Below are 26,803 nucleotides of genomic sequence, written 5' to 3'. Positions count from 1 at the left end.
GCGATGGATGATCTGACGCGCATCAACGGCATCGGCAAGAAGACCGCCGGGATCCTGGCGGCGGCGGGGATCGGCAGCTTTGCCGACCTGGCCGCCGTCGATCCCAAAAACCCGCCCAAGGTCGAGCTGACCGCGCCTGCCTGGGCCGACTGGATTTCCGAGGCCGTTGTTCTGGTTGAGGCCGCGGCCGACGCCGCAAAGCTGCCGCAAGGACCCGCCGCCGGTGACGGCCAGGGGGCACAAGACCCCCGGCCCGATCCGGGCGGTGCGAAGGGTGGCGGCACGATTGCCGATGCGCTGATCGTGCGCGGCCCGCGCCGCGGGCGCTGGCGTGCCGGCCGCAAGTTCGGGCCGGAGCCGGTCACGATCCCGGTGGCCGACCTGAGCCTGGAGGAGATCGGCGCGCTTCAGTCCGACCCGCACCTGAGCGTGTCCGAGACGACAGTGGAAGACGCGGGCTGACCGGGACCAGGTCCGCGCATGCCCCCGAACGGGGCCGCGCGCCGGGCGGCGCTGATCGCGATCCGCCCGGTGCAACCCGAGATGCCAGGCGAAAGCCGGCCAGTGATCCGCAATCGGCCGAACGCCGGTGCGGGGAGGCCGGTGAGTAGGCCGCCGGGGGCGCCGCCCGGATGCGACGGGGGACAGCGACCGTGACAGCCGGAAGAGACCGGGACTTGCCACCGGAGACCGCACACGATGCCCTACACCGACCTGCCAAGCCTGATCGACCGCTACGGCGAGCGCATGCTGCGCCTGCTGACCGACCGCGCGCAGCCGCCGGCCGGGCTGATCGACCAGGCCGTGGTCGACCGGGCGCTGGCGGATGCCGACGCGATCATCGATGCGGCGCTCATGGTGCGCTACAAGCTGCCGCTGGCATCCGTCCCGGCGCTGGTCGCGGACCTGGCCCAGGCGATCGCGATCTGGAAGCTCCACACGGCCACGCCCGACCAAAAGATCGAGGCCGATTACAAGGACGCTCAAAAGACCCTCGATGACCTCTCGAAAGGGCTCAAGCGGCTCAACGTGGCGGGCGTCGAGCCGGCGTCGTCCGGCTCCAGCGGCGCGCAGATCACCGATCGCGAACGCCCGTTCACGGCCAAGAACCTGAAGGGCTTCATCTGATGATCGAGGATGTGATCGCTCGGCTGGAAGACAAGGTCCCCGATCTGGCGGGCCGCATCGAGGGCGCGGCGGAACTGGCCGACCTGATGCGCCGGGGCGCCCTGCCGCAGGTCACGCCGGCCGCGCATGTGCTGCCGCTGGGCCTTCGCGGGGGCAATGTCGACACCGGCAGCGGCCTCTACCGCCAGGAGACGCAGGAGGCGATCGGCGTGGTCATCACCTGGCGCAGCTACAACGCCGCCGCCGGCGTCGCCCTGGCCGATATCCGGACACTCGTCGGCGGCGTAATCGGCGCGATCGCCGGCTGGGCGCCGGCGGGCGCCATCGGCGACTTCCGCCTGATGCGCGGGCAGCTCGTGAGCATGTCCGCGGGCACCATCGTCTACCAGATCGACTTCTCGCTCACCGACCAGCTGAGGATTGCAACATGACCGACCGGAAGACCCCGCTGCCCCAGGCGGGCGGCAGTTACACCGCCAAGGACGGCAAGCTGACCCGCGTGGCCGGCACGAAGGAACCCGAGCCGGGCACGGCGCGCAAGCCGGCACCGCCCGCGTCCGCGTCCGCGTCCGCGTCCGCGAAGAAGGAGGGCTGATCGATGATCCGCTGGAAAGAGAAAGTTCTGCTGGCCGTCATCGAGTCGGTCTACGGCGTCGACGAGGGGCCCACGGGCGCGGCCAACGCGATCCTGGCCACGAATGTGAGCCTGACCCCGATGGACGGCAACGATGTCAGCCGCGAGCTGGAGCTTGCCTTCCTGGGCGCCCAGGCCACGATCCCGGCCGAGCTCTCGGCGGCGCTCAACTTCTCGGTGGAGCTCGCGCCCTCGGGCGCGGCCGGAACCGCGCCGGCCTGGGGGCCGATCCTGCGCGCCTGCGGCGTGGCCGAGACGCTCTCGGCCGGCGTCTCGGTGACCTACAACCCGGTCAGCACGGGCCATGAGAGCCTGACCATCCATCTCTGGATCGGGGCCACGCGCTACGTCATCCTGGGCACGCGGGGCACCGCGACGCTGCGCTGGAACGCCCAGGGCGTGCCGGTGATCGAGTTCCAGATGCGCGGGCTCTTCGTGCAGCCCGCCGAGCAGGCTCCGGCCGTGCCGACGCTGACCAACTTCCAGAAGCCCGCCCTGGTGAGCAGCGCCAACACGCCGACCTTCCAGATCGACGGCACGGCGCTCGTGATGCGCAACGCCTCGCTGGCGCTGGGCAACGCGGTCGAGGGCCGCTTCCTGGTCGGCTCGGAAAGCGTCCTGATCACCGACCGCGCCGACCAGATCGAGACCAGCGTCGAGGCCGTGCCGCTGACCACCTTCAACCCGTTCGCCCTGGCCGCGGCCCAGACACAGGTCGCCGTCGACCTGGCGCACGGGGTCGGGGCCGGCAAGATCGCCACGCTCGCCGTGCCGGCCGCGCAGATGCAGCGGCCCCAGGGGCTGGAGAACCAGCAGAACATCAAGGAATGGCCGCTGCGCCTGGTGCCGCTGCCGGTGACCGGCAACGACCAGTGGACCCTGACCCTGACCTGATCCCAAAGCCCGAGGAATTGAGATGTTCAAAGTGACCGAGACCCCCGAGTTCACCCACAAGGTTCCGGTGATGGTGCCCGTCGATGGTGGCCACCGGGAGGAGAGCTTCGACGTGCGCTACCGCGTCATCGACGGCGACGTGGACGAGCAGTTCGATCTGCAGGACCCCGAAGGGCTGAAGGCGTTCCTGCGCGCCGCGATCGTGCGCATCGGCGACATCGTGGACGATAACGACAAGCCGCTCTCCTGGAACGATGCGCTCCGCGATCGCATCCTCGGTCTGCCCTATGCGCGGATCGCGCTCCTGCGCGGCTACATGACCGCGATCACCAAGGCCCGCACGGGAAACTGAAATGGGCAGCCCGTGCCTGGGCCGACGGGACGCTGATCCGCGACGCGGGCGAGGGTCTGGCGGCGCTGCAAGCGGAGGCGCGCGCGTTCGGGCTGCCCGAGACCGAACTGGCCGGGCTGGCCGAGGAGCGCCGGGGCGAGGACGGCGTCTGGCCGGAGAACGTGACGCCGGTCTGCGCCTTCCTGGTCTCGACCACGCAGTGGCGCACCGCGCAGCTGGAGGGGCGGATCGTCTGCCTAGGGCTCGACTATGCGGGCGTGCGCGCGGGGCTTGAAGGCGCAGGTGTCGAGATCACCCCGGAGCTCTGGGGCGATCTGCAGGTGATGGAAGCCGCCGCGGTGGCGGCGCTCAGAGGAAGGCGAGGATGACGTTCCGGGCGAGCTTGCTGATCGAGGGCGATGCGACCGACGCGAAGCGGGCGCTCGACGAGACCGGCGCCGCGATGGGGCGCACGGCGCAGGCCAGCACGAAGCTCGGCGGCGAGAACCGCAAGGCGCAGGCCACGACGACCGGGCTTTCCGGTGCAGCCGGCACCGCCCAGCGTGAGGTGCAGCAGCTGGCCGGTGCCGAGGCCCGCGCCGCCGCGCAGGCCGCCAACCTGGCCCGCGCCAATCGCGGCGCGTCGTTCCAGACCGCGAACCTGGCCTCGCAGTTCAACGATATCGGGGTGCAGCTGGCGGCCGGTCAGAACCCGCTGCAACTGGCCCTGCAGCAGGGCACGCAGATCACGCAGGTGATCGGGCCCTTGGGCGCGGCGGGCGCCGTCAAGGCGCTGGGCTCGGCCCTGACCTCGCTCGTGAACCCGGTCAGCCTGATCACGATCGGCTCGATCGCGGCGGGTGCGGCGCTCTTCCAGGCGTTCACCGATGGCGCCGACGGCGGCGACGACATGCAGAAAGCGCTGGACGCGCTCTCCGACCAGGTCGACATCTACCGCAAGGCGGTGGAGGCTGCCGCGGCACCGACGGCCGAGCTGGAGGAGCGATTCGGCGGCGGCGCGTCGCGGGCCCGTGAGATACTGGCCGCGGTCGCCGGCATCGAGCTGCGGGAGACCCAGCGCCAGGTCGACGGGTTCGTGGCGTCCATTGCCGAGTTCTTCGATGTCCAGAACCGGCCGAACCAGAACCTCTTGGCCGAGACCTTCGATCTGAGCATCTGGTCGCGCGACAACCGACGCTCGATCAACACGGTCATTGCGGCGCTGGAGGATCTGGGCAACGCCCAGGGCCTCGATGCGCAGCAGGAGGCGCTCGACCGGCTGCGCGAGAGCTTCACCGCCGCGGCGGGTGCCTCGGGCGGCCTGTCCCCTGACGAAGACGCCTTCCTCAAGCAGCTCGCGGACCTGCAACTGAAGATCGCCCAGGCACGCAAGGGCGGCGCGGCCGGCGAGGAACAGCGCGTCGCCCAATCCATCGCTTCGATCCAGGAGGAGATCAACGCGCTGCGCAGGAGCGAGCTGGCGAATGCCCAGCTTCAGGCGGTGAAGAAGGCGGGGCTGGACGTCGACAGCCTCGAGGCCACCGCGCTGCGCGAGAAGGTGGCCGAGCTCTTCGCCGAGACGGAAGCGCGCGACGCCGTGCGCCAGGCGGCCGAGGACGAGGCGCGCGCGGCCGAACGCGCGGCCGAACGCCGGGCCGTGGCCGAGGAACGCGCGCGGGAGAGCGTCCAGGCGCTGCTGGTCACCCAGCGCGACGAGCTGGCGCTGCTGCAGGCCTCCGACCCGGTGCAGCGGGAGATGATCCGTCTGCGCGCGCAGCTGGCGAATGCGACGATCGACCAGGCCGACGCCATCCGCCAGAACATCCAGGCGATCCTCGACGAGCGCGCGGCGCAGCGCGCCGGCGACGTGATCGAGGACCTGGACGGCCGGATCGCCGCGCTGGGCCGCTCGGCGCGCGAGAATTTCGTGCAGCGCCAACTCGATCTCGCCGGCGTGGTCGATCGGTCGAGCGCGCGCGCGATCGACATCATCGAGCGCGCCGAGAAGGTCTTCGATGGCGAGGAGGCCCGCCGCAAGGCCCGGCGTGGCGGATCGTCGGCCGCAAAGGAAGCCGACCGGGAACGCGAGGCGGTCGAGAAGCTGATCGAGGGGCTCCGGATCGAGCGCGATCTGCTGGGCGAGACCGATCCGGTGCAGCGCGAGCTGATCCGCCTGCGCGGCGTGCTCTCGGGCGCGACGGACGAGCAGCGCACGGCCGTGGAGGCGCTGATCGCCGCCAACCAGGCCGAGGCCGCCGAGATCGAGGCGCTCAATCGCGCCTGGGACGGGTTCTCGGATATCGCGGGCCAGGCGCTGGAGGACGTGATCCTGAACGCCGAGTCGGCCAGCGACGTGATCGATGGGCTGGCGCGGGCGATGGCGCGCGCGGTCCTGCAAGCCGCCCTTCTGGGCCAGGGGCCATTCGCGGGCATCTTCGGCGGCGGCGGCGGAATTTTTGGCGCGATCGGCGCGGCGATCGGGATACCGCAAAAGGCCGATGGCGGGCTGATCTCCGGCCCCGGCGGGCCGCGCGACGACCGGGTGCTGATCGCGGCCAGCGATCAGGAGTTCATCGTGAATGCCGATGCGACGCGGCGCAACCGGACACTGCTGGAGGCGATCAACAGCGGCCGGATCGACACTTCCGGCGGGCTGCCGGCCTTTGCCCGCGGCGGGCTGGTGGGCGCCACGCCGCCGGTCTTCGGCGGCAGCGCCGCGCCGGCCGCGGGCGCGGCAGCGCGTGACCAGCTCGAACTCACGGTGCGGCTCAGCGACGATCTGGATGCGCGGATCACCAGCCGGTCGCGTGACGTCGCGGCCAATATCACCCGCGAGGGGCTGGAGGCCTTCTCGCGCCGAGTGCTGCCTTCGCGGATCAGAGAGATCGACGGCGACGAGAGGATCATCGGATGACCGCGCTGGCCTATCCGCTCTCGCTGGCTGAGTTCATGGACCGGCTGCTGATCAGCTCCGCGCCCTTCGATCTGCCCGAGCAGGTGGAGATCGCCGGGACCGCCGGCGGCGAAATCCTCAAATCCGAGATCGCGGCGCGGCTCTGGACCGGGTCGGTACGGCTCGGGCGGATGACGGCGGAGGAGGCCCGGCCGATCCGGGCGCGGATCAACCTGCTGCGCTCGGCCGGCGCGTCCTTCCTGGCCTACGACCCCAAGCGCGCGTTCCCGGCCGGCGATCCCGGCGGCACGATCCTGGGCGCCGCCACGCCGGTGATCGACACGCTCGACGCGGACGCGCGGCTGATCGCGCTCGGCGGCCTGCCGGTGGGCTACGTGCTGGCCGCGGGCGACATGCTCTCGTTCCAGTACGGCACGAACCCGGTACGCTACGCGCTCCACGAGGTGGTGGAGGACAGCGCCACCGCAGACGGCACGGGCGTGACGCCGCTCTTCGAGGTGCGCCCGGCGATCCGGCCGGGGGCCGTCACCGGCACCGCGGTCGCGCTGACCTGGGCTCACTGCAAGGCCACGCTGGTGCCGGGCGAGATCGAGGTCGGCACCACGCGCCGGACGATCACCGAGGGCGTGGCCTTCCGTTTCATCCAGACGCTGAGGTGAGCTGATGCGCGATCTCGATCCCGCCACCGTCGCCCATCTCGCCACCCGCCCGGCGATCGCGGCCTACACGCTCTTCTGGCTCAGCGCCACGAACCGGACCACGGGCGCGGTCGAGAACATGGGGCTCTGGTCGGGCGACGATCACCAGAGCTTCGATATCGGCGGGCAAATGCGGCTCTACCACGGCGCGGGCACGATGCTCGACCAGCTGACCGTCCGCTACCAGAGCGGCACGCAGGTCCAGCGCCAGAAACTCAAGCTCGCCGCGATCGCGCCGGAGGTCGAGCAGGCGCTGAAGATCTACGAGCCGCGCCTGGCCCCCGTCGAAATCCACCGCGCGATCTTAGATGCCGACACCCGCCAGCTGATCGGCGCGCCGCACCGGGTCTTCGCTGGCACGCTGGAGCAGCTCAAGACCACCCGGCCCAAGCCCGGCGAACAGGGCGGCGTGGCCGCCACGCTGGCCAGCGCAATGCGCCGGCTGACGCTGCGGCTCAGCACCACCAAGTCGGACGAGGCGCAGCGGCGGCGCGGCGACGACCGGTTCTACCGCTACGCCGATGTCTCGGGCAACTACGTGACGATATGGGGGGAGAAGAAGGCATGAAGCTGCCCGATTGGCGCCCCCGGCTTCTGGCCTATGTCACCGCGGCGGCGCGCGAGCCTTTCGTGCCCGGCACGCATGACTGCGCGCTTTTCGCCGCGGGCGCGGCCGAGGCGCAGACCGGGCGCGACCCGGCCGAGGGGCTGCGCGGCACCTATTCGACGCTGACCGAGGGGCTCAGGCGGCTCGGCGCGCTGGGTCATGCCGACCATGTCGAGATGGCGGCGGCGCATTTTGCGGAGGTGCCCGCGTCGTTTGCGCAGGTGGGCGACCTGGCCGTGGTGGCGACCGACGAGGGCGACGCGCTGGGCGTCGTGCAGGGAGAGGCCGTGTACGTGCTGCAGAAGAGCGGGATCGCGATGGTCCCGCTGACGGCGGCGCACCGCGCCTTCCGGGTGGCCTGAGATGGCGGCGGTGGGCTTCGCAATCGCAGGTGTCGCGGGCGCGATCGCGGTCGACTCGGCGATCGTCTTCCTGACCCAGACGCTGGTCGGCCGGCTCCTGGTCGCGGTCGCGGTTTCGGCGCTGAGCCGCGTACTGGCCAAGAAGCCCAAGATCACCGAGCCCGGCCTGCGCACGCGGGCCACACAAACGGGCGGCACCAACCCGCAGAGCTTCATCCTGGGCACCTACGCGACCTCGGGCGTGCACGCCGCGCCGCGCCAGACGGCGAGCACGCCCGGCCGCAGCAACAACGAGCTGCTGAACTACGTCATCACGCTGGGCAGCCTGCCGGGCCACGACCTGTCGCGGCTGATCGTCGACGGCGATTACGTGGCGCTGGACCCCACCGAGGACCCGACGCTGGGCTTTCCGGTGGCGGGGCGCCTGAACGGCAAGGCCTGGATCAAGCTCTACGACGGCACGCAGACCGCCGCCGACCCGCTGATGCTGAACCGCTACCCCGTGGTCACGCCGCCACTCTCCCGGCCGGCGGATTTCCCCTGGGACACCGACATGGTGGCGACCGGCGTCTCCTACGCGGTGCTCTCGTTCAACCTCGACCGCAAGCTCTTCAAGGGCTTCCCGGATGTGCGTTTCGAGGTTGACGGCATCCCGCTCTACGACCCGCGCAAGGACAGCAGCGTGGGCGGCAGCGGCGCCCATCGCTGGGCCGATCCTGCGACATGGGAGAAGACGCTGAACCCGATCGTGATGGTCTACAACGTCGCCCGCGGCATCGCCTTTCCCGACGGCAATGTCTGGGGCGGAGGCTGGGCCGAGGCCGACCTGCCGCTCTCGAACTGGTTTGCCGGCATGAACGAATGCGACGTGCTGGTCACGCGCTCGGACGCTTCGCAGGAGCCGCAATACCGCGCCGGGCTGGAGGTCTTCGTCGATGACGAGCCGGCCGACGTGATGGACGAGCTCCTGAAAGCCGCCTCGGCCGAGGTGGTCGACGTGGGCGGCACGCTCAAGGTCCGCGTCGGCCCGCCCGCGCTGCCGGTGTGGTTCTTCACCGACGACGACATCGTGGTGACCGAGGAGGACAGCGACACGCCGTTTCCGGACCCCGGCGCCACGCACAATGCCGTGGCCGCGAAGTACCCCGAGCCCGCGAGCCTCTGGGAGGCGCGCGAGGCGCCGATGCTGGTGCGCGCCGATCTGGAGGCCGAGGATCAGGGACAGCGCCTGGTGGCCAACCTGAGCCTGCCGGCCGTGCCCTATGGCGAGCAGGTGCAGCGCCTGATGGCGGCCTGGCTGGAGGATGACCGCCGGTTCCGGCGCCACAGCCTGGTGCTGCCGCCCGACGCGCTGATCCTGGAGCCGCTCGACACCGTGGCCTGGACGAGCGCCCGGCACGGCTACGCCGACAAGCTCTTCGAGATCGCCACGCTCGATGACAGCCAGCGCTCGGGGCGGGTCAGCGTCTCGATGCGCGAGCGCGACCCGGCGGATTTCGTGCCGCAGCCCGGCGCGATCCTGCCCTCGGAGCCGGCGGCGCCCGTGACCAATGTTTTGCCCGCGCAGGTGGTGCCGAATTTCGGCGTCGTGGGCACCTCGATCGCGGATGCCGGCGGCACCGCCCGGCGCCCGGCGCTGGAGCTGACCTGGGACGGCACCGACCCGGACGTGCGCGCGCTGCAATTCGAGATCCGGATCGCGGGTGCTGCGACGCCGGTGATCACCGGCTCGACCACCGGCGTGGAGGACGGCCGCCTGATCGTCTCGCAGGGCGTCCTGCCGGCCGAGAATTACGAGGCGCGTGCGATCTACGTGGTCGACCGGCCCGTGGACTGGACCGCCTGGCTGCCGGCCACGACGCCCGACGTGCGGATCGGCGCGGTCGACATCTCGGTGGTGGTCACGCAGTCGATCGACGACGCCAATGCCGCCGCCGCCGCGGCCGCCGCCGACGCGCTGACCGCGAACGCCCGGATCGACACGATCGACACCGAGAGCGCGGCCGCGCTCGTCTTCCGCAACATCGGCGGCGAGTTCGGGCTTTTCGGCTGGCAGGACGTGGGCGGGACCAGCGGCGCATTCCGGGTCAAGGCGGACAACATCCTGCTCGACGGCACGGTGGCCGCGAAGAAACTGACGGTGACCGACTTCTCCGGCAACCTGGTGGTGAACGGGAACTTCGGGACCGGTGATTTTTCTGAATGGGCCGCCGTTCCGGCGCAGTTCCTGGTCACGCCAAAAGACCCGGCCGCACCGCGAAATGCACAGCGGCTCATCCCGGCGGCCTTCGCGCTGGAGATGACGTCCGATCCCGGCACGTCCCATCTTACGCACGGCGCCTCGCAATTCCCGATCGTCGAGGGCGAAGCATATGTGCTGGAGTTCGACGAGGTTTCCACGGCCGACGCCGACGGCACGTTCGATGTGGTGGTGCAATATTTAGATCAAGCGGGGGTATTCATCTCCGCCGATGGGCTCAGCAATCTGGCACCCGGCGCGCTCCAGCACCGATCGACGGCTATGGCGGGCGCACCTACGGGAGCGGTTTCAGGTCGAGTGCTCGTGCGTCGCGACGGCAACGAGACCGGCGGCGAGATATTCGTCACCAACATCGAGGTGCGCCGCAAGAAGCCGGGCTCGACCCTGCTGACGCCCAATTCGGTGACCGCCGACCTGGCCTTCTTCGAGAGCCTCACCGCGCTCGGGATCACGGTCGCCTCGGCCGAGATCGAAGACCTGGCGGTGACCTCGGCCAAGATCAACACCGCCGCGATCACCAATGCGAAGATCGGCGACCTGGCCGTGGACACGATCAAGGTCTCCGACAATGCGATCACGACAACGCGTAGCGCGAGCGGCGGTCTGAGCGCGGCTGTGAGTTGGACCCCGCCCTTCGATGGGGATGTGTCGATGTTCGCGTTCGGAAAAGGCACCGCCGGTGGTCAGAGCGGCGCGACGTTGCTCGTAGGTGTCGGGGACGGGAGCACGTCGTTTTCGGCGAGCCAACAGCTTGGAGACTCCGAAGCCGGATCGGCGGCGGTGATGGGCAGCATTTCGGTGTTGGCGGGCGTGCCGATCACTGTGACCGCAACAGTCGGTGGCGGTACTTCGAATTCCATCCAACTCGTCGTGCTGGAGACCTTCAAATGATCGATGTCACGTTTCATGACGCCGCCGGCCGCATCGCGCAGATCGCGCGGCTCCGCAACGTCGACGATGCCAATGCCACGGCGCTTGCGCTGGGCCGCTTCTGGGTGCCCGGCCGGGCCGATCTGGCGGCGGATTACGTGGACGTGGTCGCCGGCACGATCCTGCCGCGGCCCGCGATCCCGTCCCTGCCTGCCGCAGGCACGGTGCCGCTTGCGATCGACCTCAGCGTCTACCCGTCGGGCAGCGTGGTGAGCGTGCTGAGCGAGGCCGGCGACGCGCTGACGATCTCGGACATGGGCCAGACGCTCAACCTCACTGGCCCCGGTCTCTACACCGTCGCCGTCGACCCGCCTTTTCCGCATCTGCCAGTGCAGGAGGTGATCCCCGTTGATTGATTTCGCCCAGGACCCCGAATTCCGCCGGCGCCGCGATCACGACGCGGTCAATGCCGAGCGCACCCGCCGCCTGGAGGCCGGATCGATCTTCACCGTGCCGGGCTATGGAGACGTGGCGCTACAGGCTCGATTGCAGGACATGGTGACCTTGAGCGGACTGCTTGATGGCGCGCAGGCGCGCATCGCGGCGGGCGACGTCACGACGATCAAACGCTTCCGGGACCGCGACAACACCGACCACCTGCTCACGCCGCCTCAGATCGCGCAGATGGTCCAGATCGGCACAGCCTGGGTGGAGGCGGTCTACAACGCCTCCTGGGACATTAAGAAGCTCGACCCGGTGCCCGCGGATTTCACCGATGACGGCCATTGGCCGCCAGTCAGATAGATCGAGCAGAGAGGAGGGAAACCCATGCTCAAGACCATCTGGAAGACGCTTCAAACGGCGTTCAAATCGCCCTCGGCCTTCGAGGGCGCGCCGTGGAAGTTCGCCATCAACCAGGCCGGCCACATGGCCGTGGTGGGCCTGATCGGTGGCTTCATCCTTCCCTGGTGGTTGGCGCTGGCCGCCTATGCCGCCTGGGAGGCCGCGCAGTGGTGGTGGTCCGAGGCCGATGCCTGGGACGGGGTGCAGGACGTGGCTTTCGTCGCCGCCGGCATCCTGGCCGCCGTCACGATGACCTGGCCGCCCCTGGCGGTGGCGGGTCTCTTCCTCCTGGCCGGCACCCTGCGCCGCGCCGCAACCCCCCTGAAGGAGATGCAAGATGGCTGACCTTGAGAACTGGATCAACCCGCGCCTCTGCTCGCTCAACGAGTGCGTGCGCATCGAGCGCGGACCGCAGACCGTCACGCTCACCTGCAGCGACGAGACGCTCTCGGACGCCGTCACCCACCCCAAATACCGCAAGGGCGGGCGGGACGCGGCAGGCCGGCTGATCTGCCCCGACGACGCCGTCAAGGCGATCGAGGCCGCCGGCGGCGATCCCCGGCCACTGCGCCGCGCGATGGTGCGCGACCGCGACCTCGGCCGGGCGTCCGTCGAGACCGGCGGCGAGATGCGCGTGGTCGATCGCGCCGGCCAGCACGCGCCCTGGATGTGGAAGCTCTACAAGCTGGCGCAGACGACCGACATCAACCGAGAGACCGGAGAGGAAGAGCAGGTTCAGCGCTGGGTCTGGGTGGGCGAGTTCGAGGGCCGCGACGCCGCGCTCAAGGCTGCCCGGAAGCTCTATGAGAAGGAGTACGCCTGATGGCCTTTTTTGCCGACACCATACTCGACGCCGGCCTGCAGTATCTGCGGGACAAGGTCAACGAGATGCACATCACCTCCGCCGAGGCGACGACCTACACCGAGGCCACATCGACCCTGACGCTCGCCAACAAGGCCGCCCCGGCGCTGAGCGCCCAGGCCGATTACGGCGGCGCCGGCGCGGGCCGCAAGGTGGAGGTCGCGACCTTCACCGACGGCACGGTCACCGCGACCGGCACCGGCTCGCACTACGCGCTGGTCGACACTGTCGGGCTGGAGCTGGTCGCCACCGGTGCGCTCAGCGCCACGCAGGCACTGACCAACGGCAACCCGCTGAGCCTGACCCAAGCCCTGCCGCTCGTCTTGAACGACGCCGTGGCGATCTGAGGAGACCTGAGATGAGCACCCTGCGCTGGAAGAGCAACAACCAGGCGGTGGCGGACCGGAAGTTCACGATTGCCGAAGTCGAGAACGGGGAGATCAGGATCATGCCGGATCCCGCCGAGGGCCGCCTGGTGCCGGTCTACATCCACGCCGCGGCGCAGGCGGCCCCGGCGCCTTCCACGATCAACTCCGACACGCTGCCCCAATTCGCCCCGGTGGCCGACTTCAGCCGCGCGGGCGACGGGGTGCGCTCGGACGCGACGTTCGACCGGCACTTCATCAACGGCATGACCGAGGCGGAGGCCGTGACATATCTCCTCCAGGTCATCGAGCTGATGATGCACGCCCGTCTGGAGCGCCTCGCCCTGTTGATCGACGCCGCCGGCAAGACCCCCGAGGGCAAGAACTACATCGACCGCGCCACCGGGCAGACCTTCCTGATCCTCTGGGACGGACAGGGGCGGACCCTGACCTACGACTATATCTCCACCCGCCTGGAGCAGGAGATGGGGTCATTCTTCGACAGCACGGGTATCGCCAGCCGGGTCAAACGGCTGCGGGCCGCGATCACCGCTCTGGAATGGCCGGTGGAGATCGAGACGTCGGTCGGCGTCGGATACAAGATGACCGCCCCGACGGAATGGATCGTCCCCTGGGACGCGAGGCAACCTGCGGCCCTGGCGGTCGGCTGAGGACGTGGTTCGGGCCGGATAGGGGATAGAGATGGTTCTTTCACTGGTCGGCAGCATTGAGAGCCTGAACAGCACCGGGCATACGTCCCACAGTTTCCCGTTCACGCTCTCTGCGGGGGCCGACCGCCTTGTTGTTCTGCTGGTCGCGGCCCGCTCGCAATCGTCAGACGGGGGCGGCCTGGCCAGCGCGACAATTGGCGGCCAGCCGCTGTCCCAAATTACCCAATGGACACATGGAGCGCGCCGCCCTTGGGTCGCGATTTGGGCGATCAGAGAGGCCGATCTCGTAGGGTCCGGATCGCAGACGGTTCAGGTCGACACGAACTCTCTGGCCTCCGATGCTTTCTATGTCGTGACCGAATGGTCCGGAGCAGACGTGTCGGCTGCGGCGAGCTTCTTTGAGGACGCCAATTTCAGCAGCGATGCGTCGACCGGAACCTTCACGAGCGCGGCTCCGGCGCTCACAGTCGGCAATGATGGCGGGGCCATGCTGGGCGTGTGTTCTACCGAGCACGGCGGCGATACGATGTCCGTGACCGGTGCCACCGAGATCGCCGCCGATAGCGCCGGAAACCTTACCGGTAGCGTTGCCTACGAGGTCATCGACCCGCTGGGACCTGCGGGCTGGACATGGAACTGGGGCACGGCGGATCAATTCGCTTTCACATCCCTGGCGTTGGTGCCCGCCGCCACCGCAGGCGACTCCGTCACCGCCTTGGGCCTCGTCGCCGGCGGCCGCACCGGCCTGGCCGCGGCGGGGCAGACGCACCAGGTCGCGGCACCGGGCCTCAGTGCGCCGTCCAGGGTCGGTCAGGCGGTCTTGCAGGCCACCGATCAGGTTGCCGCGCCGGGGCTAAGCACGGCCGCACGGACAGGGCTCGGGGCGATCGGGCAGGCGCACAGCCTGTCGGCCTCCGGACTGCGGTCCTTGACGCGCGTGGACGCCGCCCAGCTGCAGGCCACGGATCAGGTCGCGGCCGCGGGGCTGCGCGCCGGTGCTGGCGCGGGCAACGCGCCGCTCGCGCAGCTCCACCGCGTCTCGGCCCCCGGCATCGTCGCGCCGGGCGGGGTGGGCACGGCGCTGCTCTCGCAGACCCACAGCGTCTCGGCCGTGGCCCTGTCGGCAGGCGCGCGCGTCGGGCCGGCTGCGATCGGCCAGGTCCACGCCATCGTGGCCTTGGGGCTCGGCGCCGCCGCGCGGCTGGCCGACGGCTCGATCATGCAGGTGCACGAGATCGCGGCCGACGGCCTAGCGGTGCCTGCATTGGTTGGGACCGCCGACGCGATCGGGGACAGCCCGACGGACGAGTTCCTGATCGAGGCCGAGTGGACGGCCGAGTACCGCTTGCAGGCGGACTGGGCGTCCGAATTCCAGCTCGACGCCCAATGGTCGGCCGAGCATCTGATTGCCGCAGAATGGAGGAGCGCATGACCGACCGCACCCCCTGTGTCGTGCCCGGCTGCCGCCGGACCGTCGCCCTAAAGACGCTACCGCCCGGCGACGATGAATGGATTTGCGCCAGACATTGGGCGGCGGTGCCCAAGCGCAAGCGCCGTATCTATTTTCGGGCCCGGCGCCGCCTGCGCCGCGGCGAGATCGAGCGGAAGCGCGCGGATTGGGCGTGGAACCGGCTAAAGAAGATCGCCATCGAGGAAGCCCTGTTGGGACTGGAGATATGAACCCCGTCGAAACCTATGAGTCGAACAACCCCCGCATCCGCATCGCGGTGACCGATCCGGTGACCGGGCAGCCAAAGGATATGAGCGGCGGCACCATCACCGCCCGCGCCGCCGCCCGCGACGGCACCGTGACCCAACTCGCAGCCTCGATCGAGGGCACCGACGCGGTGGTGCAGCTCGCGCCCGGCGTGCTCGCGCCGGGTCGCTTCAATGTCCAGGTGACGGTGACCAAGGGCGCTGATATTGTCACGCTGCGCCGGCCGTTCCTGATCGACATGAGGGCCAGCCACTGAGGTGCCGCTTAGAGCGCCCTTCGAGCCCCGTTGGAGAGCCCTTTTAGGCCGGCTGGAGTTGTGACAAGTTCAAGTGTCAAAATGCGCAAGTTCAAGTGTCACGCTACAGCGGGAATCGGCCAGAGCTTCCTGCACCTTGGCGCGGAACCAGGCGTCATAGGCCTCCGGGTCTGCGGTCAGCCCGGCGGGCAGACCGCCTTCGGCGGCAACGCGGGTCAGCAGGATGCGCACGGCATCCGAAAGCGTCAGGCCGACACCAGACAGAGCGTCGGTTGCTTGTGCCTTGAGGTGGTCGTCCACGCGGACGTGGAGCATCGAGGTCTGGGCGGGCATGGCATATCCTCCTGTTTCTGAGGATAGAATGTATCTCAATTGAGATACATACAAGTGGCCTTGGCGAGAGGTGGTTCGGTTTATCTGAATAGGTTCCGGGCATTTCTTAAGTGGTTTTCCGCCTTTGCCTGATCAATCTCTGACCCCGCCGCCCGGCCCGATCAGGGTCCGCAGGTAGCGTCCGTAATCGTTCTTGGCATAGCGCGCGGCGCGCGCCTCTAGGTCGGCGGCGCTGATCCAGCCCATGTGATAGGCGATCTCGTCGGGGCTGCCGGTCTGCAGGCCCTGCCGCTTCTCCAGCGTGCGCACGAAATTGCCCGCGTCGAGCAGGCTGCCATGGGTGCCGGTATCCAGCCAGGCATAGCCGCGGCCCATCCGTTCCACCGCCAGTTGGCCGTCGGCCAGGTACATCTCCAGCAGCGTGGTGATCTCCAGCTCGCCGCGGGCCGAGGGCCGGACCTGCTGGGCGCGCGCAGGCGCGGTCCCGTCGAGGAAATAGAGCCCCGTCACCGCGTAGTCCGAGGGCGGGCGCTCGGGCTTCTCGACAATCGCGCGCACCGCGCCCCCGGCGTCGAAATCCACCACCCCGTAGCGTTCCGGGTCCGAGACCCGGTAGCCGAAGACCGTGCCGCCCTCACGGGCCGCATCGGCGCGCTGCAGCAGCTCCGGCAGGCCGTGGCCAAAGAAGATATTGTCGCCCAGCACCATCGCCGAGGGCGCCCCGTCGAGAAACGCCTCGGCCAGGATATAGGCCTGCGCCAGCCCGTCCGGCGTGGGCTGCACGATCCAATCGAAGCTGAGCCCCCATTGCGACCCGTCGCCCAGCATGCGGCGGAACTGCTCCTGGTCCTGTGGCGTGGTGATGATCGCGATCTCGCGGATGCCGCCCAGCATCAGCACCGAGAGCGGATAATAGATCATCGGCTTGTCGTAGATCGGCAGAAGCTGCTTGGAGATGCCGATGGTGATCGGGTAGAGCCGGGTGCCGGAGCCCCCGGCCAGGATGATGCCCTTGCGGTCGGTCATGTCAGCGCTCCTCAAGCTCCTCGATCACCCGCGCCAGCCCGGTGCGCCAGTCCGGGCGCGGGATGGCGAAGGCGGTTTCCAGGCCGGAACAGTCCAGCCGCGAATTGGCCGGGCGCGCGGCCGGGGTGGGGTAGTCCGCGGAAGGGATATCCGTCACCGCGCAGGACAGGCCGGCCTGCGCGAAGATCGCGCGGGCGAAACCCGCCCAGCTTACATCCGGGGCGCCCGCGAAATGGTGGATGCCGCTCTTGGCGGGGTCGCGCGCAAGCTGCGCCGCGATCGTCAGGCAGGCCGCGGCGATGTCGCCCGCCCAGGTCGGCCCGCCCACCTGGTCGGCCACCACGGCCAATTGGTCGCGCCCGGCCCCCAGCCGCAGCATGGTCTTCACGAAATTGCCGCCATGCGCGGAAAACACCCAGGAGGTGCGCAGGATCGCGTAACAGCCCCCGGCCGCGCGCACCGCCGCTTCGCCCGCCAGCTTGCTGCGCCCGTAGGCGCCGAGCGGCGCGGGCGCGTCGCCGGGCCGCAAGGGCGCGGCGCCACTGCCGTCGAAGACGTAATCGGTGGAGACATGTACGAAAGGGATGCCGCGCGCCGCGCAGGCGCGCGCCATCGCGCCGGGGGCGGCGGCGTTGACGGCGGTGGCCAGCGCCTCTTCGGTTTCGGCGCGGTCCACGGCGGTATAGGCGGCGGCGTTTATGACGGCGCCGGGCGCATGCGTCTCGATGGCCGCGGCGCAGGCGGCGGGATCGGCCAGGTCGGCCGCGTCCCGGCCCAGGAAGACCGCCTCCGGCGCGCGGCGCGCCAGTTCGCGCGCCAGTTGCCCCGTCCTCCCGAAGACCAGCAGCGTCACGATCCGGCCCCCAGCCGCCGGCCGACGCCGTCGCGCCCCTGCAGCGCCCGCCACCAGGCCTCGTTGTCGAGATACCACTGCACCGTCTTCTCCAGCCCCTCCGCCAGCGTCACCGAGGGCCGCCAGCCCAGTTCGCCGCGGATCCGCGCGGGGTCGATCGCATAGCGGGCGTCATGGCCCGGACGGTCCGCCACGAAAGTGATCAGCCGGTTATGCGGCGCGCCCTCGGGCCGCTTGTCGTCGAGGATCGCACAGATTCGGTGCACCAGGTCGATATTGCGGGCCTCGTTCTCGCCGCCGATATTGTAGCTGCGCCCCGGCCGCCCCTTCGCCAGCACGCAAAGCAGAGCGTCGGCGTGATCCTCCACATAGAGCCAGTCGCGCACGTTCTCGCCCGCGCCGTAGACCGGGACCGGCTTGCCCGCCAGCGCATTGAGGATCGCCACCGGGACGAGCTTCTCGGGAAAATGGTAGGGGCCGTAATTGTTGGAGCAGTTGGTCAGCAGCACCGGCAGGCCGTAGGTCTCGGCCCAGGCGCGCACCAAGTGGTCGCTGGCCGCCTTGGAGGCCGAATAGGGCGAGCGCGGATCATAGGGCGTGGTCTCGGTGAACTTCCCCTCCGGCCCCAGCGAGCCATAGACCTCGTCGGTGGAGATATGGTGGAAGCGGAAGCCTTCGGGACACCCGGCGCGCAGCCAATGGGCGCGCGCGGCCTCCAGCAGGTTGTAGGTGCCGGTGACATTGGTGTCGATGAAGGCGCCGGGCGCGTCGATGGAGCGGTCGACATGGCTTTCGGCGGCCAGGTGCATCACCGCGTCGGGCGCGTGTTCGGCGAAGATGCGCTCCAGCGCCGCGCGGTCGCGGATATCGGCGTGCTCGAAGGCATAGGCCGGGCTGCCGGCCACGGCGGCCACGTTCTCCAGGCAGGCGGCATAGGTCAGCGCGTCGAGATTGACGACCTCGTGGCCGCGCGCCACGGCCAGCCGCACCACGGCCGACCCGATGAACCCGGCACCGCCGGTGACGAGCAGTTTCATGTCTCCTGCCCTCCATAGGTGAACGGCGTGTCGAAATCCTTCAGCAGCGGCGCGGCGGCGTCCTTGTCGGACAGGATCGCGGCGCCGGGCGCGAGCCCCCAGTCGATGCTGATATCGGGGTCGTCCCAGCGCACCGCGCCGTCGCAGTCGGGCGCATAGTGATCGGAACATTTATAGACGATCTCGGTGTCGTCCTCGCGGGTGACGAAGCCGTGCAGGAAGCCCTCGGGCACCAGGAGCTGGCGGCCGTTCTCGAAGCTCAGCTCCGCCCCCACCCACCGTCCGTAGAAGGGGCTGCCGCGACGGATGTCCACCGCCACGTCGAAGAGCCGCCCGCGCCCGCAGCGCACCAGCTTGGCCTGGGCATGCGGCGGGGCCTGGAAATGCAGCCCGCGCACCGTGCCCGCCCGCGCCGAGAGCGAATGGTTGTCCTGCACGAACTCCGTCCCGATGCCATGCGCCGCCAGCGTCCTGCGATTCCAGCTCTCGCTGAAGAAGCCGCGGGCGTCGCCGAAGCGCGCCGGGGTCAGGATTTTCACGCCCGGAAGGCTTGTCTCTTCGATCTGCACTCTACTGCCCCGTCAATCGCACGCCTGGAATGTGGCCCTATTTAGCAAGAGCCCATCCGGATGTCATTGGCCGACAGCTTTGAGCGGCGAGACTCGTTGGCGACCGGAGAATTCATCAAACCTGCGCGCGAGACATTTTTTCATTTCATCCCAGGGGATGTTCATGGCTCAACGCGGTTACACCCAGTAAACCATATTGACTCATCTCAGCGTCCGACGCTGTCATAGGCCTCGAACCCGGCCCGCTTCGCGTCCCCGGCATTGTAGATGTTGCGCAGATCGGCCATGCGCGGCACCGTCATCTTGCGCGCCAGCCGCTTCAGGTCGAGCGCGCGGAACTCGTTCCATTCGGTCAGGATCACCACCAGGTCGGCCTTGTTGACCGCCTTGTAGGCATCCTCCACCCAGATCACGCCGGGCAAGAGCGCCTCGCCCTCGCGCCGGCCCTGCGGATCGGTGACGCGCACCTTCGCCCCGCCGCCCACCAGCGCCGGCACGATGGTCAGCGCCGGCGCCTCGCGCATGTCGTCGGTATTGGGCTTGAAGGTCACGCCCAGCACCGCGACGGTCTTGCCGTTGAATGAGCCGTCGCAGAGATCGCGCAGCTTCTCCACCATCCTTAGCTTGACCGCGTCATTGACCGCGATCACCGCCTCGGTGATGCGCTGGGGCACCGCGTGGTCCTGGCCGATGCGGGCCAGCGCCTGGGTGTCCTTGGGAAAGCAGGAGCCGCCATAGCCCGGACCGGCATGCAGGAACTTGTTGCCGATCCGCCCGTCGAGCCCCATCCCCTTGGAGACCTGCTTCACATCCGCGCCGACCCGCTCGCACAGCGCCGCGATCTCGTTGATGAAGGTGATCTTGGTGGCCAGGAAGGCATTGGCCGCGTACTTGATCATCTCCGCGCTTTCCAGGTCGGTGGTGATGATCGGGAAGTCGCGCAGGAAGAGCGGGCGGTAGATATCCGCCATCACCTGCGCGGCGCGCTCGCTGTCGGTGCCCACCACCACCCGGTCGGGGCGCATGAAATCGTCGATCGCCGCGCCCTCGCGCAGGAATTCCGGGTTCGAGGCCACGTCGAGTTCCAGATCAGGCCGGGCCTTGCGCACGAGCTGCTTGACCTTGCGGTTGGTGCCGACCGGCACGGTGGATTTGGTCACCACCACCGCATAATGGTCGAGCGTGGCGGCGATCTCCTCAGCGGCGGCGAAGACATAGGTCAGGTCGGCATGGCCGTCGCCGCGCCGCGTCGGCGTGCCCACCGCGATGAAGACCGCGTCCACGTCCCGCAACGCGCCCGCCAGGTCGCCGGTGAAGGACAGCCGCCCGGCGGCCACGTTCTTGGCCATCAGCTCGTCCAGACCGGGCTCGTAGATCGGCACCTCGCCGGCCTCCAGCTTGGTGATCTTGCGCGGATCCTTGTCGACGCAGACGACTTCATGCCCGAAATCGGAGAAACAGACACCCGAGACGAGCCCCACATAGCCCGTGCCGATCATCGCAATACGCATGCCCGATATCCTCCGCCTGATCCGGCCCCTGACTTGCAGGGCGTCCTGCGCGGCTGTCAAGCGAAACCCGCCGCCGCGGGGGGCTTGGAAATCCCGCGCCGGAGCGGCTAGGCACAGGCCGGGCGCGGGGCGCGGTGACAGGCAAGGGACGGAACATGCACGAACTGAAGACGCTCGGCGCGGCGCTGGCGCTGGGAATCATGGCGACGGCCGCCGGGGCTTGCCCGCGGGCGCTGCCGCCGGGCACCGGTTACAGGTCATCGACCGCGCGCGCTGCCGCTTCACCGCGGAGGGCCGCGCGGTGGAGCCGCACAGCTATGCCAGCCTGGCGCGGCTGGCGGTGACGATGTGGATGAATTCTCGCGGCCACCGGCGTAACCGGATGCGCGGGCGGGTCCGGCTGACCGCCACCGCGGCAGCCATCGAGCCCGGCGGGCGCTATTGCGGGCGCTACTGGCTGACCCATGATTTCATGGGCTGAGCGGCCCGGCTCAGACCCCGTAATAGTCCCGGTACCAGGCCACGAAGCGGCGCACGCCTTCCTCGAGCCCGGTCTTCGGCGCATAGCCGGTCAGCCGGGTCAGCAACCCGCCATCGGCCCAGGTGGCGGGCACGTCGCCAGGCTGCATCTCCATCATGATCTTCTCGGCCCGGCGGCCGGTGGCGGCCTCCACCGCGGTGATGAAATCCAGCAGCCGCACCGGAGCGGAATTGCCGATATTGACCACCCGCCAGGGCGCCACCGGCGACAGGCTGTCGCCGGGCGCGATCCCCGAGGCGTCGGCGGGGCGCTCGGGCGGCACGTCGATCAGCAGCCGGATCCCCTCCACCAGGTCGTCGACATAGGTGAAATCGCGCATCATGTCGCCGTGGTTGTAGACCTCGATCGGCCGGCCCTCGAGAATGGCGCGGGTGAACCTGAAAAGCGCCATGTCCGGCCGCCCCCAGGGCCCGTAGACGGTGAAGAAGCGGAACATGGTGGTGGGCAGGGCGTAGAGATGGGCATAGGCATGCGCCATCGCCTCGCCCGCCTTCTTGGTGGCGGCATAGAAGGACATCTGCATGTCCGCCTTCATGGTCTCGGCATAGGGCATGTCGGTATTGGCGCCGTAGACCGAGGAGGTCGAGGCCAGCAGCATATGCGCCGGCGGATGCGCGCGCGCGGCCTCCAGCAGCTCGAACGTGCCCACGAGGTTCGACTCCACATAGGAGCGCGGCGCCTCGATCGAGTAGCGCACCCCGGCCTGCGCGGCCAGGTGGACGACGATCTCGGGGGCTTGGTGGGCCATCAGACCGGCCAGCAGCCCCGGCTCCTCCAGGCGCGCCTCAACGGCGGTGAAGCCGGGCCGCTGGTTGAGCATCGCATGGCGCCGCGTCTTCAGCGCCACGTCGTAATAGTCGGTCATCGCGTCCAGCCCGATGACGGTGAACCCGTCCTCCAGCAGCCGCGCGCAGAGATGGTAGCCGATGAACCCGGCCGAGCCGGTCACCAGCGCCGTGCGGGGGGCGGGGGCGGTCTGGGGCATTGAACCTGTCTCCGGAGCGGATCGGATGCCCGCCCCGCCTAGCAGAGCCCGCGCGGGCGACCAAGCCAAATTCGTGGAACATATGCATCAGGCGCGATGCTTGCGAAACAAACGTTGGGTGTTTCGCGCGCGAAACAAAATCCACATAAACTATTGATAATCAATAATGTTAGCTGCGAAATTCCGGAAAAGATTGCCGTCATTCGCCGCTCCACGACCGCCAAGAGAACTTTATGGCGTATACCCGCGTGCAACTCATCCTACACTGATATCGATTATTCTGGCACCGCATCTCGACCGAACTGACGACCGGGAGCCGAGAGGCGGGTTTGGAACTTACAGCTACCAGAGAAGCAACTGGCAGGTGCCCCGGCCGACAAGTTAATGAAATATATTCCAATATATGGAGCGCCCGATCTATGTCTTCATCTATGGTCTATCAGGGCTATCAGGTGGAAGAAGCTGTCCGGAGATCCCTGCTATCACAAAATCCCGCGAGCATGGCCGTTTCAACGGAATCAAGCTTGTCGACGCTTGCGTGGCCTTTTTTGCACAAAGTTGCAGTTTCCGGCGAGTTTTTGAGTTGGAAAGGCGGCGCCGGGCTGCGTAGGATCGGTGGGACACCGGGGGGCGGATGAACCGAGACGGGGCGGATATGGACAGGACCACTGAAATCACGCCGGTTTTGCTGTGCGGGGGCTCGGGCACGCGGCTCTGGCCGCTGTCGCGCAAGAGTTATCCCAAGCAATTCGTGCCGATGCTGGGCGAGGACAGCCTGTTCCAGCAATCCGCCCGGCGGGTCTCGGGGGCGGGATTCGGCGCCCCGCTGGTGGTCACAAACTCCGATTTCCGCTTCACCGTCACCCAGCAACTGGCAGCGGCGGGGATCGATCCCGGCCCGGTGCTGATCGAGCCCGAGGCGCGCAACACCGCACCGGCGCTGCTGGCCGCGGCGCTGCTGGTGGCGGCCGACGATCCCGACCGGCTGATCCTGGCGACACCCTCCGATCACTACATCACCGACGATGCGGGCTTCCGCGAGACCGTGGCGCGCGGTGTGGAGGCCGCGCAGGCGGGCCGGCTGGTGACCTTCGGCATCACCCCCGACCGGCCCGAGACCGGCTATGGCTACCTGGAGCTTGGCGACGCGGTGCCGGGGCAGGCGCCGCCGCCGCTGCGCCGCTTCGTGGAGAAGCCCGATCTGGCCCGCGCCGGGGAGATGCTGGCGGCGGGCGGCTATCTGTGGAATGCGGGCATCTTCCTCTATACCGCAGGCGCGCTGATCGCCGCCTTCGAGACCCATGCGCCGGAGTTGCTGGCGCAGGTCCGCCCGGCGGTGGACGGGGCCGAGGCCGATCTGGGCTTCCTGCGCCTGGCGCCGGAGCCCTGGGCGCGGGCCGAGGATATCTCGATCGACTTCGCGATCATGGAGAAGGCCGGCAACCTGTCGGTGGTGGCCTATGACGGCGACTGGTCCGATCTGGGCGGCTGGGACGCGGTCTGGCACCACAGCGCGCCCGATGCCGACGGCGTGGCCACCGGCGGCGCGGCGCACGCCATCGACTGCCGCGACACGCTGCTGCGGTCGGAGGCGGAGGGGCTGGAGCTGGTCGGGCTGGGGCTGGAGCACGTGGTGGCCGTGGCGATGCCCGACGCGGTGCTGGTGGCCGACAAGCGGCGGCTGCAGGACGTCAAGTCGGTGGTTGCCACCCTGCGCGCGGCGGGCGTGGCCCAGGCCGACACCTTTCCCAAGGATCACCGGCCCTGGGGCCATTTCGAGACGCTCGCCCTGGCCGACCGGTTCCAGGTCAAGCGCATCGTGGTCAATCCCGGCGCGGCGCTGAGCCTGCAGAGCCATGTCCACCGGGCCGAGCACTGGATCGTGGTGGCCGGAACCGCGAAGGTGACGATCGACGACGAGGTGAAGCTGGTGACCGAGAACGAGTCGGTCTTCATTCCGCTGGGCGCCCGGCACCGTCTGGAGAATCCCGGCAAGTTCGACATGGTGCTGATCGAGGTGCAGACCGGCAGCTATCTGGGCGAGGACGACATCACCCGCTACGAGGATGTCTATGCCCGCGGCCAGGGCGCCAGGGGCTAAGGCGCGGGGGGATCTTGTCAAAAGAAATTGGCTTGAGCTGGGGCACGGGCTGTCTGGACTCTGCATATGACGAAACGCAGCCCTTTCAAGTCCTTATGACCAGCCCCGAATTCATCCGCCTGGTGGTGGTGGTGATGTAAGTATGTCTTGCGTTCTCACTTCGGAGTATTTGAGACATGCTCCATAATCGGGTTTCGGCCTTTCCGTACAAAAATGTGGTGGAATATTTTTCACGAGACACGCGCGAACGTAAGCCAGTTCGCTGCGGCCGGTGAATGGGAAGGTTGGTATGTTTCAAATCAATGATTTAGGGGGTAGAGAACGTTGGACCCCGGTCCCGCCCCCTCCGCCACTTGCCCTCGCGAAAGCGTTCTCCCGATCCGGCTGCGGCCGGATTTTTCCGTTGTTTTCGAGGGTTATGCGGGAGGGGCTGAGCACCGGCCCCGTCGTCGGGAGGCCCGAAAGCGTTCTCTCAGGGCCGATATTCTCCGGACCTCATGACTGCGCCAGTTTGGTGAATTTTTTGCAAGCCTCTGGAATTGCAGGGAGTTTTCAAGTCCATGGCTGAGCACTTCGATGCCGGTCGCGCTCAACCCATTGGAACTGAAATCCAACGCACGTCGGCTTGAACATCGAGCATCGACACGGACTCGGCCAATCGCAGCAATCGCCATCGAACACAACCAGCCACGGATTGTGTATCCGGACTCTTTTGTCCATTGTGACCCAAAGCGGGGAGCAATGCCATGAAGGCCATGTCCGCACGGGACGCCAAGCACCAGTTCGGCCTGCTCATCGACACCGCCCGAGCCGAACCGGTGGTGATCGAGAAACACGGCCGCCCGGTCGTGGTGGTCGTGGCCGTGGAAGAATTTGAACGGCTAAAAGCGCTGGATGACGCAGCGACTGACAAGCTGCGGGAAACTTGAGGGGAAGAGATGATGGTCGAGCAGGCGCAAAAGGACGGGTTTCTGGCTGCTCTGACCGGGCTTGGCGGCTCGGCAGGGAACGGAAAACTGCGCGAAACGCTCGGCTGGGATGAAGGCGCCTACGACGAGGTCAAGCAGGCTCTGATTGACGATGGGACAATCGTCCCCGGTCGTGGACGTGGCGGCTCGGTCGCCATCGCAGCCGAAGTCAAGGCCCTCCCGGCGGCCGCGCAAGCCGCCCAGGTCGACAGGCAGGTGCGGGCGGCACGTCCCAACACTTCGGCTGCCAATGTAGGGTACGAAGCCGAGTTCTGGCGCATGGCCGATGCCCTGCGCGGCAGCATGGACGCGGCGGAATACAAGCACGTCGTCCTCGGGCTGATCTTCCTCAAATACATCTCCGACGCCTTTGAGGAGAAGCACGCGGCACTGGAAGCCGAACTTGATCAGGGCGCCGATCCGGAGGACCCAGACGAGTACCGCGCGGAGAACATCTTTTGGGTGCCACCCGAAGCGCGCTGGGCGCATCTCAAGGCTCAGGCACGGCAAAGCACCATCGGCCAATTGGTCGACGACGCGATGACGGGGATCGAGCGCGACAACGCCGCGCTTAAGGGCGTGCTGCCGAAGGACTACGCGCGCCCCGCGCTCGACAAGACCCGGCTCGGTCAGCTCATCGACCTGATCTCGAACATCAAGGTCGGCGATGCCGAGGCCCGGGCAAAGGATGTGCTCGGCCGCGTCTATGAATACTTCCTGTCCCAGTTCGCCAGCGCTGAGGGAAAAAAGGGCGGCGAGTTCTACACACCCCGCTGCGTCGTCAAGCTACTGGTCGAGATGCTGGAGCCTTATCGCGGCCGGGTCTACGACCCCTGCTGCGGCTCGTCGGGCATGTTCGTGCAGTCGATGGAGTTCATCCACGCCCACCGGAACGGAAACGGAAATGGCGGGAAGGCGAAGGCCGATATCTCGATCTACGGGCAGGAATCGAACTACACGACCTGGCGGCTGGCAAAGATGAACCTCGCCATCCGGGGCATCGACGGGCAGATCGCCCATGGCGACACTTTCCACAACGACCGCCACCCGGACCTGAAGGCCGACTTCATCCTCGCCAATCCACCCTTCAACATCTCCGACTGGGGCGGCGAGCGGCTGCGCGGCGACAAGCGCTGGCAGTATGGCGACCCGCCCGCGGGCAACGCCAACTACGCCTGGGTGCAGCACATCGTGCATCACCTCGCGCCCGCGGGCGTTGCGGGCTTCGTGCTGTCGAACGGCTCGATGTCGTCGAACCAATCTGGCGAAGGGGAGATCCGCAAGAAGCTGATCGAGGAGGATGTGGTCGACTGCATGGTCGCCCTTCCAGGGCAGCTGTTCTGACCAGCCCCACCTGAGTGGTCCGGTTTGAGTGTTAGTGCATGATCGGCCTCTGGTCCATTGGCAGGATGGTTTCCGGGGCCGGTGGGCGGTAGCCCAAGGCACTGTGGGGTCGTCTGGTGTTGT

General features: G+C 68.3%; 32 protein-coding genes. 25 read left to right on the top strand and 7 right to left on the bottom strand.

Features of this window, described 5'->3' with window-relative positions; translation table 11 throughout:
* The first annotated feature begins 3 nt into the window (after positions 1–3).
* The 21 genes from DDZ14_RS16130 to DDZ14_RS16035 all read left to right on the top strand — a co-directional run bounded on the left by DDZ14_RS16130 (position 4) and on the right by DDZ14_RS16035 (position 15,412).
* Complete coding sequence (locus DDZ14_RS16130) at positions 4–462, top strand: helix-hairpin-helix domain-containing protein (protein ID WP_109426015.1); 459 nt, start codon at positions 4–6, stop codon at positions 460–462.
* 237 nt (positions 463–699) lie between these two features.
* Positions 700–1,128: a gp436 family protein gene (locus DDZ14_RS16125; protein WP_109426014.1), complete on the top strand. Its 429-nt coding sequence runs from the start codon at positions 700–702 to the stop codon at positions 1,126–1,128.
* Positions 1,128–1,559 carry a hypothetical protein gene (locus DDZ14_RS16120; RefSeq protein ID WP_109426013.1) on the top strand — a complete coding sequence of 144 codons (432 nt, stop codon included), beginning with the start codon at positions 1,128–1,130 and terminating at the stop codon, positions 1,557–1,559. Before DDZ14_RS16125 ends, DDZ14_RS16120 begins: the two co-directional genes overlap by 1 nt.
* The gene (locus DDZ14_RS19750) at positions 1,556–1,723 is read left to right on the top strand and encodes a hypothetical protein (RefSeq protein ID WP_158275544.1); all 168 of its coding nucleotides are present in this window, start codon (positions 1,556–1,558) and stop codon (positions 1,721–1,723) included. The genes DDZ14_RS16120 and DDZ14_RS19750 overlap by 4 nt, the downstream gene beginning before the upstream one ends.
* 3 nt (positions 1,724–1,726) lie before the next feature.
* Positions 1,727–2,656, top strand: a complete 930-nt coding sequence (locus DDZ14_RS16115; RefSeq protein ID WP_109426012.1) for a hypothetical protein — start codon at positions 1,727–1,729, stop codon at positions 2,654–2,656.
* Between the two features lie 22 nt (positions 2,657–2,678).
* Positions 2,679–3,008, top strand: coding sequence for a hypothetical protein (locus tag DDZ14_RS16110; protein ID WP_109426011.1), 330 nt, complete (start codon positions 2,679–2,681; stop codon positions 3,006–3,008).
* Complete coding sequence (locus DDZ14_RS20280) at positions 2,903–3,376, top strand: DUF1799 domain-containing protein (protein ID WP_369915213.1); 474 nt, start codon at positions 2,903–2,905, stop codon at positions 3,374–3,376. Before DDZ14_RS16110 ends, DDZ14_RS20280 begins: the two co-directional genes overlap by 106 nt.
* Positions 3,373–5,901 carry a phage tail length tape measure family protein gene (locus DDZ14_RS16100; RefSeq protein WP_109426009.1) on the top strand — a complete coding sequence of 843 codons (2,529 nt, stop codon included), beginning with the start codon at positions 3,373–3,375 and terminating at the stop codon, positions 5,899–5,901. Before DDZ14_RS20280 ends, DDZ14_RS16100 begins: the two co-directional genes overlap by 4 nt.
* Positions 5,898–6,560 (top strand): hypothetical protein, encoded by a 663-nt coding sequence (locus DDZ14_RS16095; protein ID WP_109426008.1) that lies wholly within the window; start codon positions 5,898–5,900, stop codon positions 6,558–6,560. The genes DDZ14_RS16100 and DDZ14_RS16095 overlap by 4 nt, the downstream gene beginning before the upstream one ends.
* 4 nt (positions 6,561–6,564) lie before the next feature.
* Complete coding sequence (locus DDZ14_RS16090) at positions 6,565–7,167, top strand: hypothetical protein (protein ID WP_109426007.1); 603 nt, start codon at positions 6,565–6,567, stop codon at positions 7,165–7,167.
* Positions 7,164–7,568 (top strand): hypothetical protein, encoded by a 405-nt coding sequence (locus DDZ14_RS16085; RefSeq protein ID WP_109426006.1) that lies wholly within the window; start codon positions 7,164–7,166, stop codon positions 7,566–7,568. Before DDZ14_RS16090 ends, DDZ14_RS16085 begins: the two co-directional genes overlap by 4 nt.
* Before the next feature lies 1 nt (position 7,569).
* The gene (locus tag DDZ14_RS16080; RefSeq protein WP_109426005.1) at positions 7,570–10,719 is read left to right on the top strand and encodes a phage tail protein; all 3,150 of its coding nucleotides are present in this window, start codon (positions 7,570–7,572) and stop codon (positions 10,717–10,719) included.
* Positions 10,716–11,114, top strand: coding sequence for a hypothetical protein (locus tag DDZ14_RS16075; protein WP_109426004.1), 399 nt, complete (start codon positions 10,716–10,718; stop codon positions 11,112–11,114). Before DDZ14_RS16080 ends, DDZ14_RS16075 begins: the two co-directional genes overlap by 4 nt.
* Positions 11,107–11,502, top strand: coding sequence for a hypothetical protein (locus DDZ14_RS16070; protein ID WP_109426003.1), 396 nt, complete (start codon positions 11,107–11,109; stop codon positions 11,500–11,502). The genes DDZ14_RS16075 and DDZ14_RS16070 overlap by 8 nt, the downstream gene beginning before the upstream one ends.
* A gap of 24 nt (positions 11,503–11,526) precedes the next feature.
* Positions 11,527–11,886 carry a hypothetical protein gene (locus DDZ14_RS16065; protein ID WP_109426002.1) on the top strand — a complete coding sequence of 120 codons (360 nt, stop codon included), beginning with the start codon at positions 11,527–11,529 and terminating at the stop codon, positions 11,884–11,886.
* On the top strand, positions 11,879–12,364 hold the full coding sequence (locus DDZ14_RS16060) for a hypothetical protein (protein WP_109426001.1): 486 nt from the start codon (positions 11,879–11,881) through the stop codon (positions 12,362–12,364). Before DDZ14_RS16065 ends, DDZ14_RS16060 begins: the two co-directional genes overlap by 8 nt.
* Complete coding sequence (locus DDZ14_RS16055; protein WP_109426000.1) at positions 12,364–12,750, top strand: hypothetical protein; 387 nt, start codon at positions 12,364–12,366, stop codon at positions 12,748–12,750. The genes DDZ14_RS16060 and DDZ14_RS16055 overlap by 1 nt, the downstream gene beginning before the upstream one ends.
* A gap of 11 nt (positions 12,751–12,761) precedes the next feature.
* Positions 12,762–13,439 carry a helix-turn-helix domain-containing protein gene (locus DDZ14_RS16050; RefSeq protein ID WP_109425999.1) on the top strand — a complete coding sequence of 226 codons (678 nt, stop codon included), beginning with the start codon at positions 12,762–12,764 and terminating at the stop codon, positions 13,437–13,439.
* Between the two features lie 31 nt (positions 13,440–13,470).
* Positions 13,471–14,871, top strand: a complete 1,401-nt coding sequence (locus tag DDZ14_RS16045; RefSeq protein WP_109425998.1) for a hypothetical protein — start codon at positions 13,471–13,473, stop codon at positions 14,869–14,871.
* Positions 14,868–15,119: a hypothetical protein gene (locus DDZ14_RS16040; protein WP_146193166.1), complete on the top strand. Its 252-nt coding sequence runs from the start codon at positions 14,868–14,870 to the stop codon at positions 15,117–15,119. Before DDZ14_RS16045 ends, DDZ14_RS16040 begins: the two co-directional genes overlap by 4 nt.
* Positions 15,116–15,412 (top strand): hypothetical protein, encoded by a 297-nt coding sequence (locus tag DDZ14_RS16035; protein WP_109425996.1) that lies wholly within the window; start codon positions 15,116–15,118, stop codon positions 15,410–15,412. The genes DDZ14_RS16040 and DDZ14_RS16035 overlap by 4 nt, the downstream gene beginning before the upstream one ends.
* Positions 15,413–15,481: 69 nt before the next feature.
* Here the strand turns inward: DDZ14_RS16035 and DDZ14_RS16030 are convergent, their stop codons facing one another.
* From DDZ14_RS16030 to DDZ14_RS16005, 6 genes are all read right to left on the bottom strand, one after another.
* Positions 15,482–15,745, bottom strand: a complete 264-nt coding sequence (locus DDZ14_RS16030) for a type II toxin-antitoxin system RelB/DinJ family antitoxin (protein WP_109425995.1) — start codon at positions 15,743–15,745, stop codon at positions 15,482–15,484.
* A gap of 132 nt (positions 15,746–15,877) precedes the next feature.
* Positions 15,878–16,771, bottom strand: coding sequence for a glucose-1-phosphate thymidylyltransferase RfbA (rfbA, locus tag DDZ14_RS16025; RefSeq protein WP_109425994.1), 894 nt, complete (start codon positions 16,769–16,771; stop codon positions 15,878–15,880).
* Position 16,772: 1 nt separating this feature from the next.
* Positions 16,773–17,624, bottom strand: coding sequence for a dTDP-4-dehydrorhamnose reductase (gene rfbD, locus DDZ14_RS16020; protein ID WP_109426049.1), 852 nt, complete (start codon positions 17,622–17,624; stop codon positions 16,773–16,775).
* Positions 17,621–18,661, bottom strand: coding sequence for a dTDP-glucose 4,6-dehydratase (gene rfbB, locus DDZ14_RS16015; RefSeq protein WP_109425993.1), 1,041 nt, complete (start codon positions 18,659–18,661; stop codon positions 17,621–17,623). The genes rfbD and rfbB overlap by 4 nt, the downstream gene beginning before the upstream one ends.
* On the bottom strand, positions 18,658–19,230 hold the full coding sequence (gene rfbC, locus DDZ14_RS16010) for a dTDP-4-dehydrorhamnose 3,5-epimerase (RefSeq protein ID WP_109425992.1): 573 nt from the start codon (positions 19,228–19,230) through the stop codon (positions 18,658–18,660). The genes rfbB and rfbC overlap by 4 nt, the downstream gene beginning before the upstream one ends.
* A 206-nt stretch (positions 19,231–19,436) precedes the next feature.
* On the bottom strand, positions 19,437–20,741 hold the full coding sequence (locus DDZ14_RS16005) for a UDP-glucose/GDP-mannose dehydrogenase family protein (protein ID WP_109425991.1): 1,305 nt from the start codon (positions 20,739–20,741) through the stop codon (positions 19,437–19,439).
* 220 nt (positions 20,742–20,961) lie between these two features.
* Here DDZ14_RS16005 and DDZ14_RS16000 point away from each other — a divergent pair, with 220 nt between their 5' ends.
* On the top strand, positions 20,962–21,222 hold the full coding sequence (locus DDZ14_RS16000) for a hypothetical protein (protein WP_109425990.1): 261 nt from the start codon (positions 20,962–20,964) through the stop codon (positions 21,220–21,222).
* A 10-nt stretch (positions 21,223–21,232) separates the two neighbouring features.
* On the opposite strand, the gene DDZ14_RS15995 is transcribed toward DDZ14_RS16000, so the two are convergent.
* Positions 21,233–22,267 (bottom strand): NAD-dependent epimerase/dehydratase family protein, encoded by a 1,035-nt coding sequence (locus DDZ14_RS15995; protein ID WP_109425989.1) that lies wholly within the window; start codon positions 22,265–22,267, stop codon positions 21,233–21,235.
* 655 nt (positions 22,268–22,922) lie between these two features.
* Between DDZ14_RS15995 and DDZ14_RS15990 the strand changes: the two genes are divergently transcribed.
* The 3 genes from DDZ14_RS15990 to DDZ14_RS15980 all read left to right on the top strand — a co-directional run bounded on the left by DDZ14_RS15990 (position 22,923) and on the right by DDZ14_RS15980 (position 26,680).
* Positions 22,923–24,368, top strand: a complete 1,446-nt coding sequence (locus DDZ14_RS15990; protein WP_109425988.1) for a mannose-1-phosphate guanylyltransferase/mannose-6-phosphate isomerase — start codon at positions 22,923–22,925, stop codon at positions 24,366–24,368.
* A gap of 746 nt (positions 24,369–25,114) precedes the next feature.
* Complete coding sequence (locus DDZ14_RS15985) at positions 25,115–25,297, top strand: type II toxin-antitoxin system prevent-host-death family antitoxin (RefSeq protein WP_109425987.1); 183 nt, start codon at positions 25,115–25,117, stop codon at positions 25,295–25,297.
* A gap of 9 nt (positions 25,298–25,306) precedes the next feature.
* Positions 25,307–26,680 carry a class I SAM-dependent DNA methyltransferase gene (locus tag DDZ14_RS15980; RefSeq protein ID WP_233252617.1) on the top strand — a complete coding sequence of 458 codons (1,374 nt, stop codon included), beginning with the start codon at positions 25,307–25,309 and terminating at the stop codon, positions 26,678–26,680.
* Positions 26,681–26,803 lie beyond the last annotated feature (123 nt).

The sequence above is a fragment of the Maritimibacter sp. 55A14 genome (assembly GCF_003122205.1).
Lineage (GTDB): Bacteria > Pseudomonadota > Alphaproteobacteria > Rhodobacterales > Rhodobacteraceae > QEYE01.
This window is presented reverse-complemented; position numbering and strand designations above follow the sequence as displayed.

Bases quoted from the DNA above. Each gene is read 5' to 3' on its own strand.
- DDZ14_RS19750 (WP_158275544.1), top strand. From the start codon at position 1,556: ATGACCGACCGGAAGACCCCGCTGCCCCAGGCGGGCGGCAGTTACACC.
- DDZ14_RS16060 (WP_109426001.1), top strand. From the start codon at position 11,879: ATGGCTGACCTTGAGAACTGGATCAACCCGCGCCTCTGCTCGCTCAAC.
- DDZ14_RS16115 (WP_109426012.1), top strand. From the start codon at position 1,727: ATGATCCGCTGGAAAGAGAAAGTTCTGCTGGCCGTCATCGAGTCGGTC.
- DDZ14_RS16095 (WP_109426008.1), top strand. From the start codon at position 5,898: ATGACCGCGCTGGCCTATCCGCTCTCGCTGGCTGAGTTCATGGACCGG.
- DDZ14_RS15985 (WP_109425987.1), top strand. From the start codon at position 25,115: ATGAAGGCCATGTCCGCACGGGACGCCAAGCACCAGTTCGGCCTGCTC.
- DDZ14_RS15990 (WP_109425988.1), top strand. From the start codon at position 22,923: ATGGACAGGACCACTGAAATCACGCCGGTTTTGCTGTGCGGGGGCTCG.
- DDZ14_RS16090 (WP_109426007.1), top strand. From the start codon at position 6,565: ATGCGCGATCTCGATCCCGCCACCGTCGCCCATCTCGCCACCCGCCCG.
- DDZ14_RS16065 (WP_109426002.1), top strand. From the start codon at position 11,527: ATGCTCAAGACCATCTGGAAGACGCTTCAAACGGCGTTCAAATCGCCC.
- DDZ14_RS16050 (WP_109425999.1), top strand. From the start codon at position 12,762: ATGAGCACCCTGCGCTGGAAGAGCAACAACCAGGCGGTGGCGGACCGG.
- DDZ14_RS16085 (WP_109426006.1), top strand. From the start codon at position 7,164: ATGAAGCTGCCCGATTGGCGCCCCCGGCTTCTGGCCTATGTCACCGCG.
- DDZ14_RS16035 (WP_109425996.1), top strand. From the start codon at position 15,116: ATGAACCCCGTCGAAACCTATGAGTCGAACAACCCCCGCATCCGCATC.
- DDZ14_RS15980 (WP_233252617.1), top strand. From the start codon at position 25,307: ATGATGGTCGAGCAGGCGCAAAAGGACGGGTTTCTGGCTGCTCTGACC.
- DDZ14_RS16075 (WP_109426004.1), top strand. From the start codon at position 10,716: ATGATCGATGTCACGTTTCATGACGCCGCCGGCCGCATCGCGCAGATC.
- DDZ14_RS16110 (WP_109426011.1), top strand. From the start codon at position 2,679: ATGTTCAAAGTGACCGAGACCCCCGAGTTCACCCACAAGGTTCCGGTG.
- rfbA (WP_109425994.1), bottom strand. From the start codon at position 16,771: ATGACCGACCGCAAGGGCATCATCCTGGCCGGGGGCTCCGGCACCCGG.
- DDZ14_RS16125 (WP_109426014.1), top strand. From the start codon at position 700: ATGCCCTACACCGACCTGCCAAGCCTGATCGACCGCTACGGCGAGCGC.
- DDZ14_RS16045 (WP_109425998.1), top strand. From the start codon at position 13,471: ATGGTTCTTTCACTGGTCGGCAGCATTGAGAGCCTGAACAGCACCGGG.
- DDZ14_RS16055 (WP_109426000.1), top strand. From the start codon at position 12,364: ATGGCCTTTTTTGCCGACACCATACTCGACGCCGGCCTGCAGTATCTG.
- DDZ14_RS16040 (WP_146193166.1), top strand. From the start codon at position 14,868: ATGACCGACCGCACCCCCTGTGTCGTGCCCGGCTGCCGCCGGACCGTC.
- DDZ14_RS15995 (WP_109425989.1), bottom strand. From the start codon at position 22,267: ATGCCCCAGACCGCCCCCGCCCCCCGCACGGCGCTGGTGACCGGCTCG.
- DDZ14_RS16080 (WP_109426005.1), top strand. From the start codon at position 7,570: ATGGCGGCGGTGGGCTTCGCAATCGCAGGTGTCGCGGGCGCGATCGCG.
- DDZ14_RS16100 (WP_109426009.1), top strand. From the start codon at position 3,373: ATGACGTTCCGGGCGAGCTTGCTGATCGAGGGCGATGCGACCGACGCG.
- DDZ14_RS16120 (WP_109426013.1), top strand. From the start codon at position 1,128: ATGATCGAGGATGTGATCGCTCGGCTGGAAGACAAGGTCCCCGATCTG.
- DDZ14_RS16130 (WP_109426015.1), top strand. From the start codon at position 4: ATGGATGATCTGACGCGCATCAACGGCATCGGCAAGAAGACCGCCGGG.
- DDZ14_RS16030 (WP_109425995.1), bottom strand. From the start codon at position 15,745: ATGCCCGCCCAGACCTCGATGCTCCACGTCCGCGTGGACGACCACCTC.
- rfbB (WP_109425993.1), bottom strand. From the start codon at position 18,661: ATGAAACTGCTCGTCACCGGCGGTGCCGGGTTCATCGGGTCGGCCGTG.
- DDZ14_RS16005 (WP_109425991.1), bottom strand. From the start codon at position 20,741: ATGCGTATTGCGATGATCGGCACGGGCTATGTGGGGCTCGTCTCGGGT.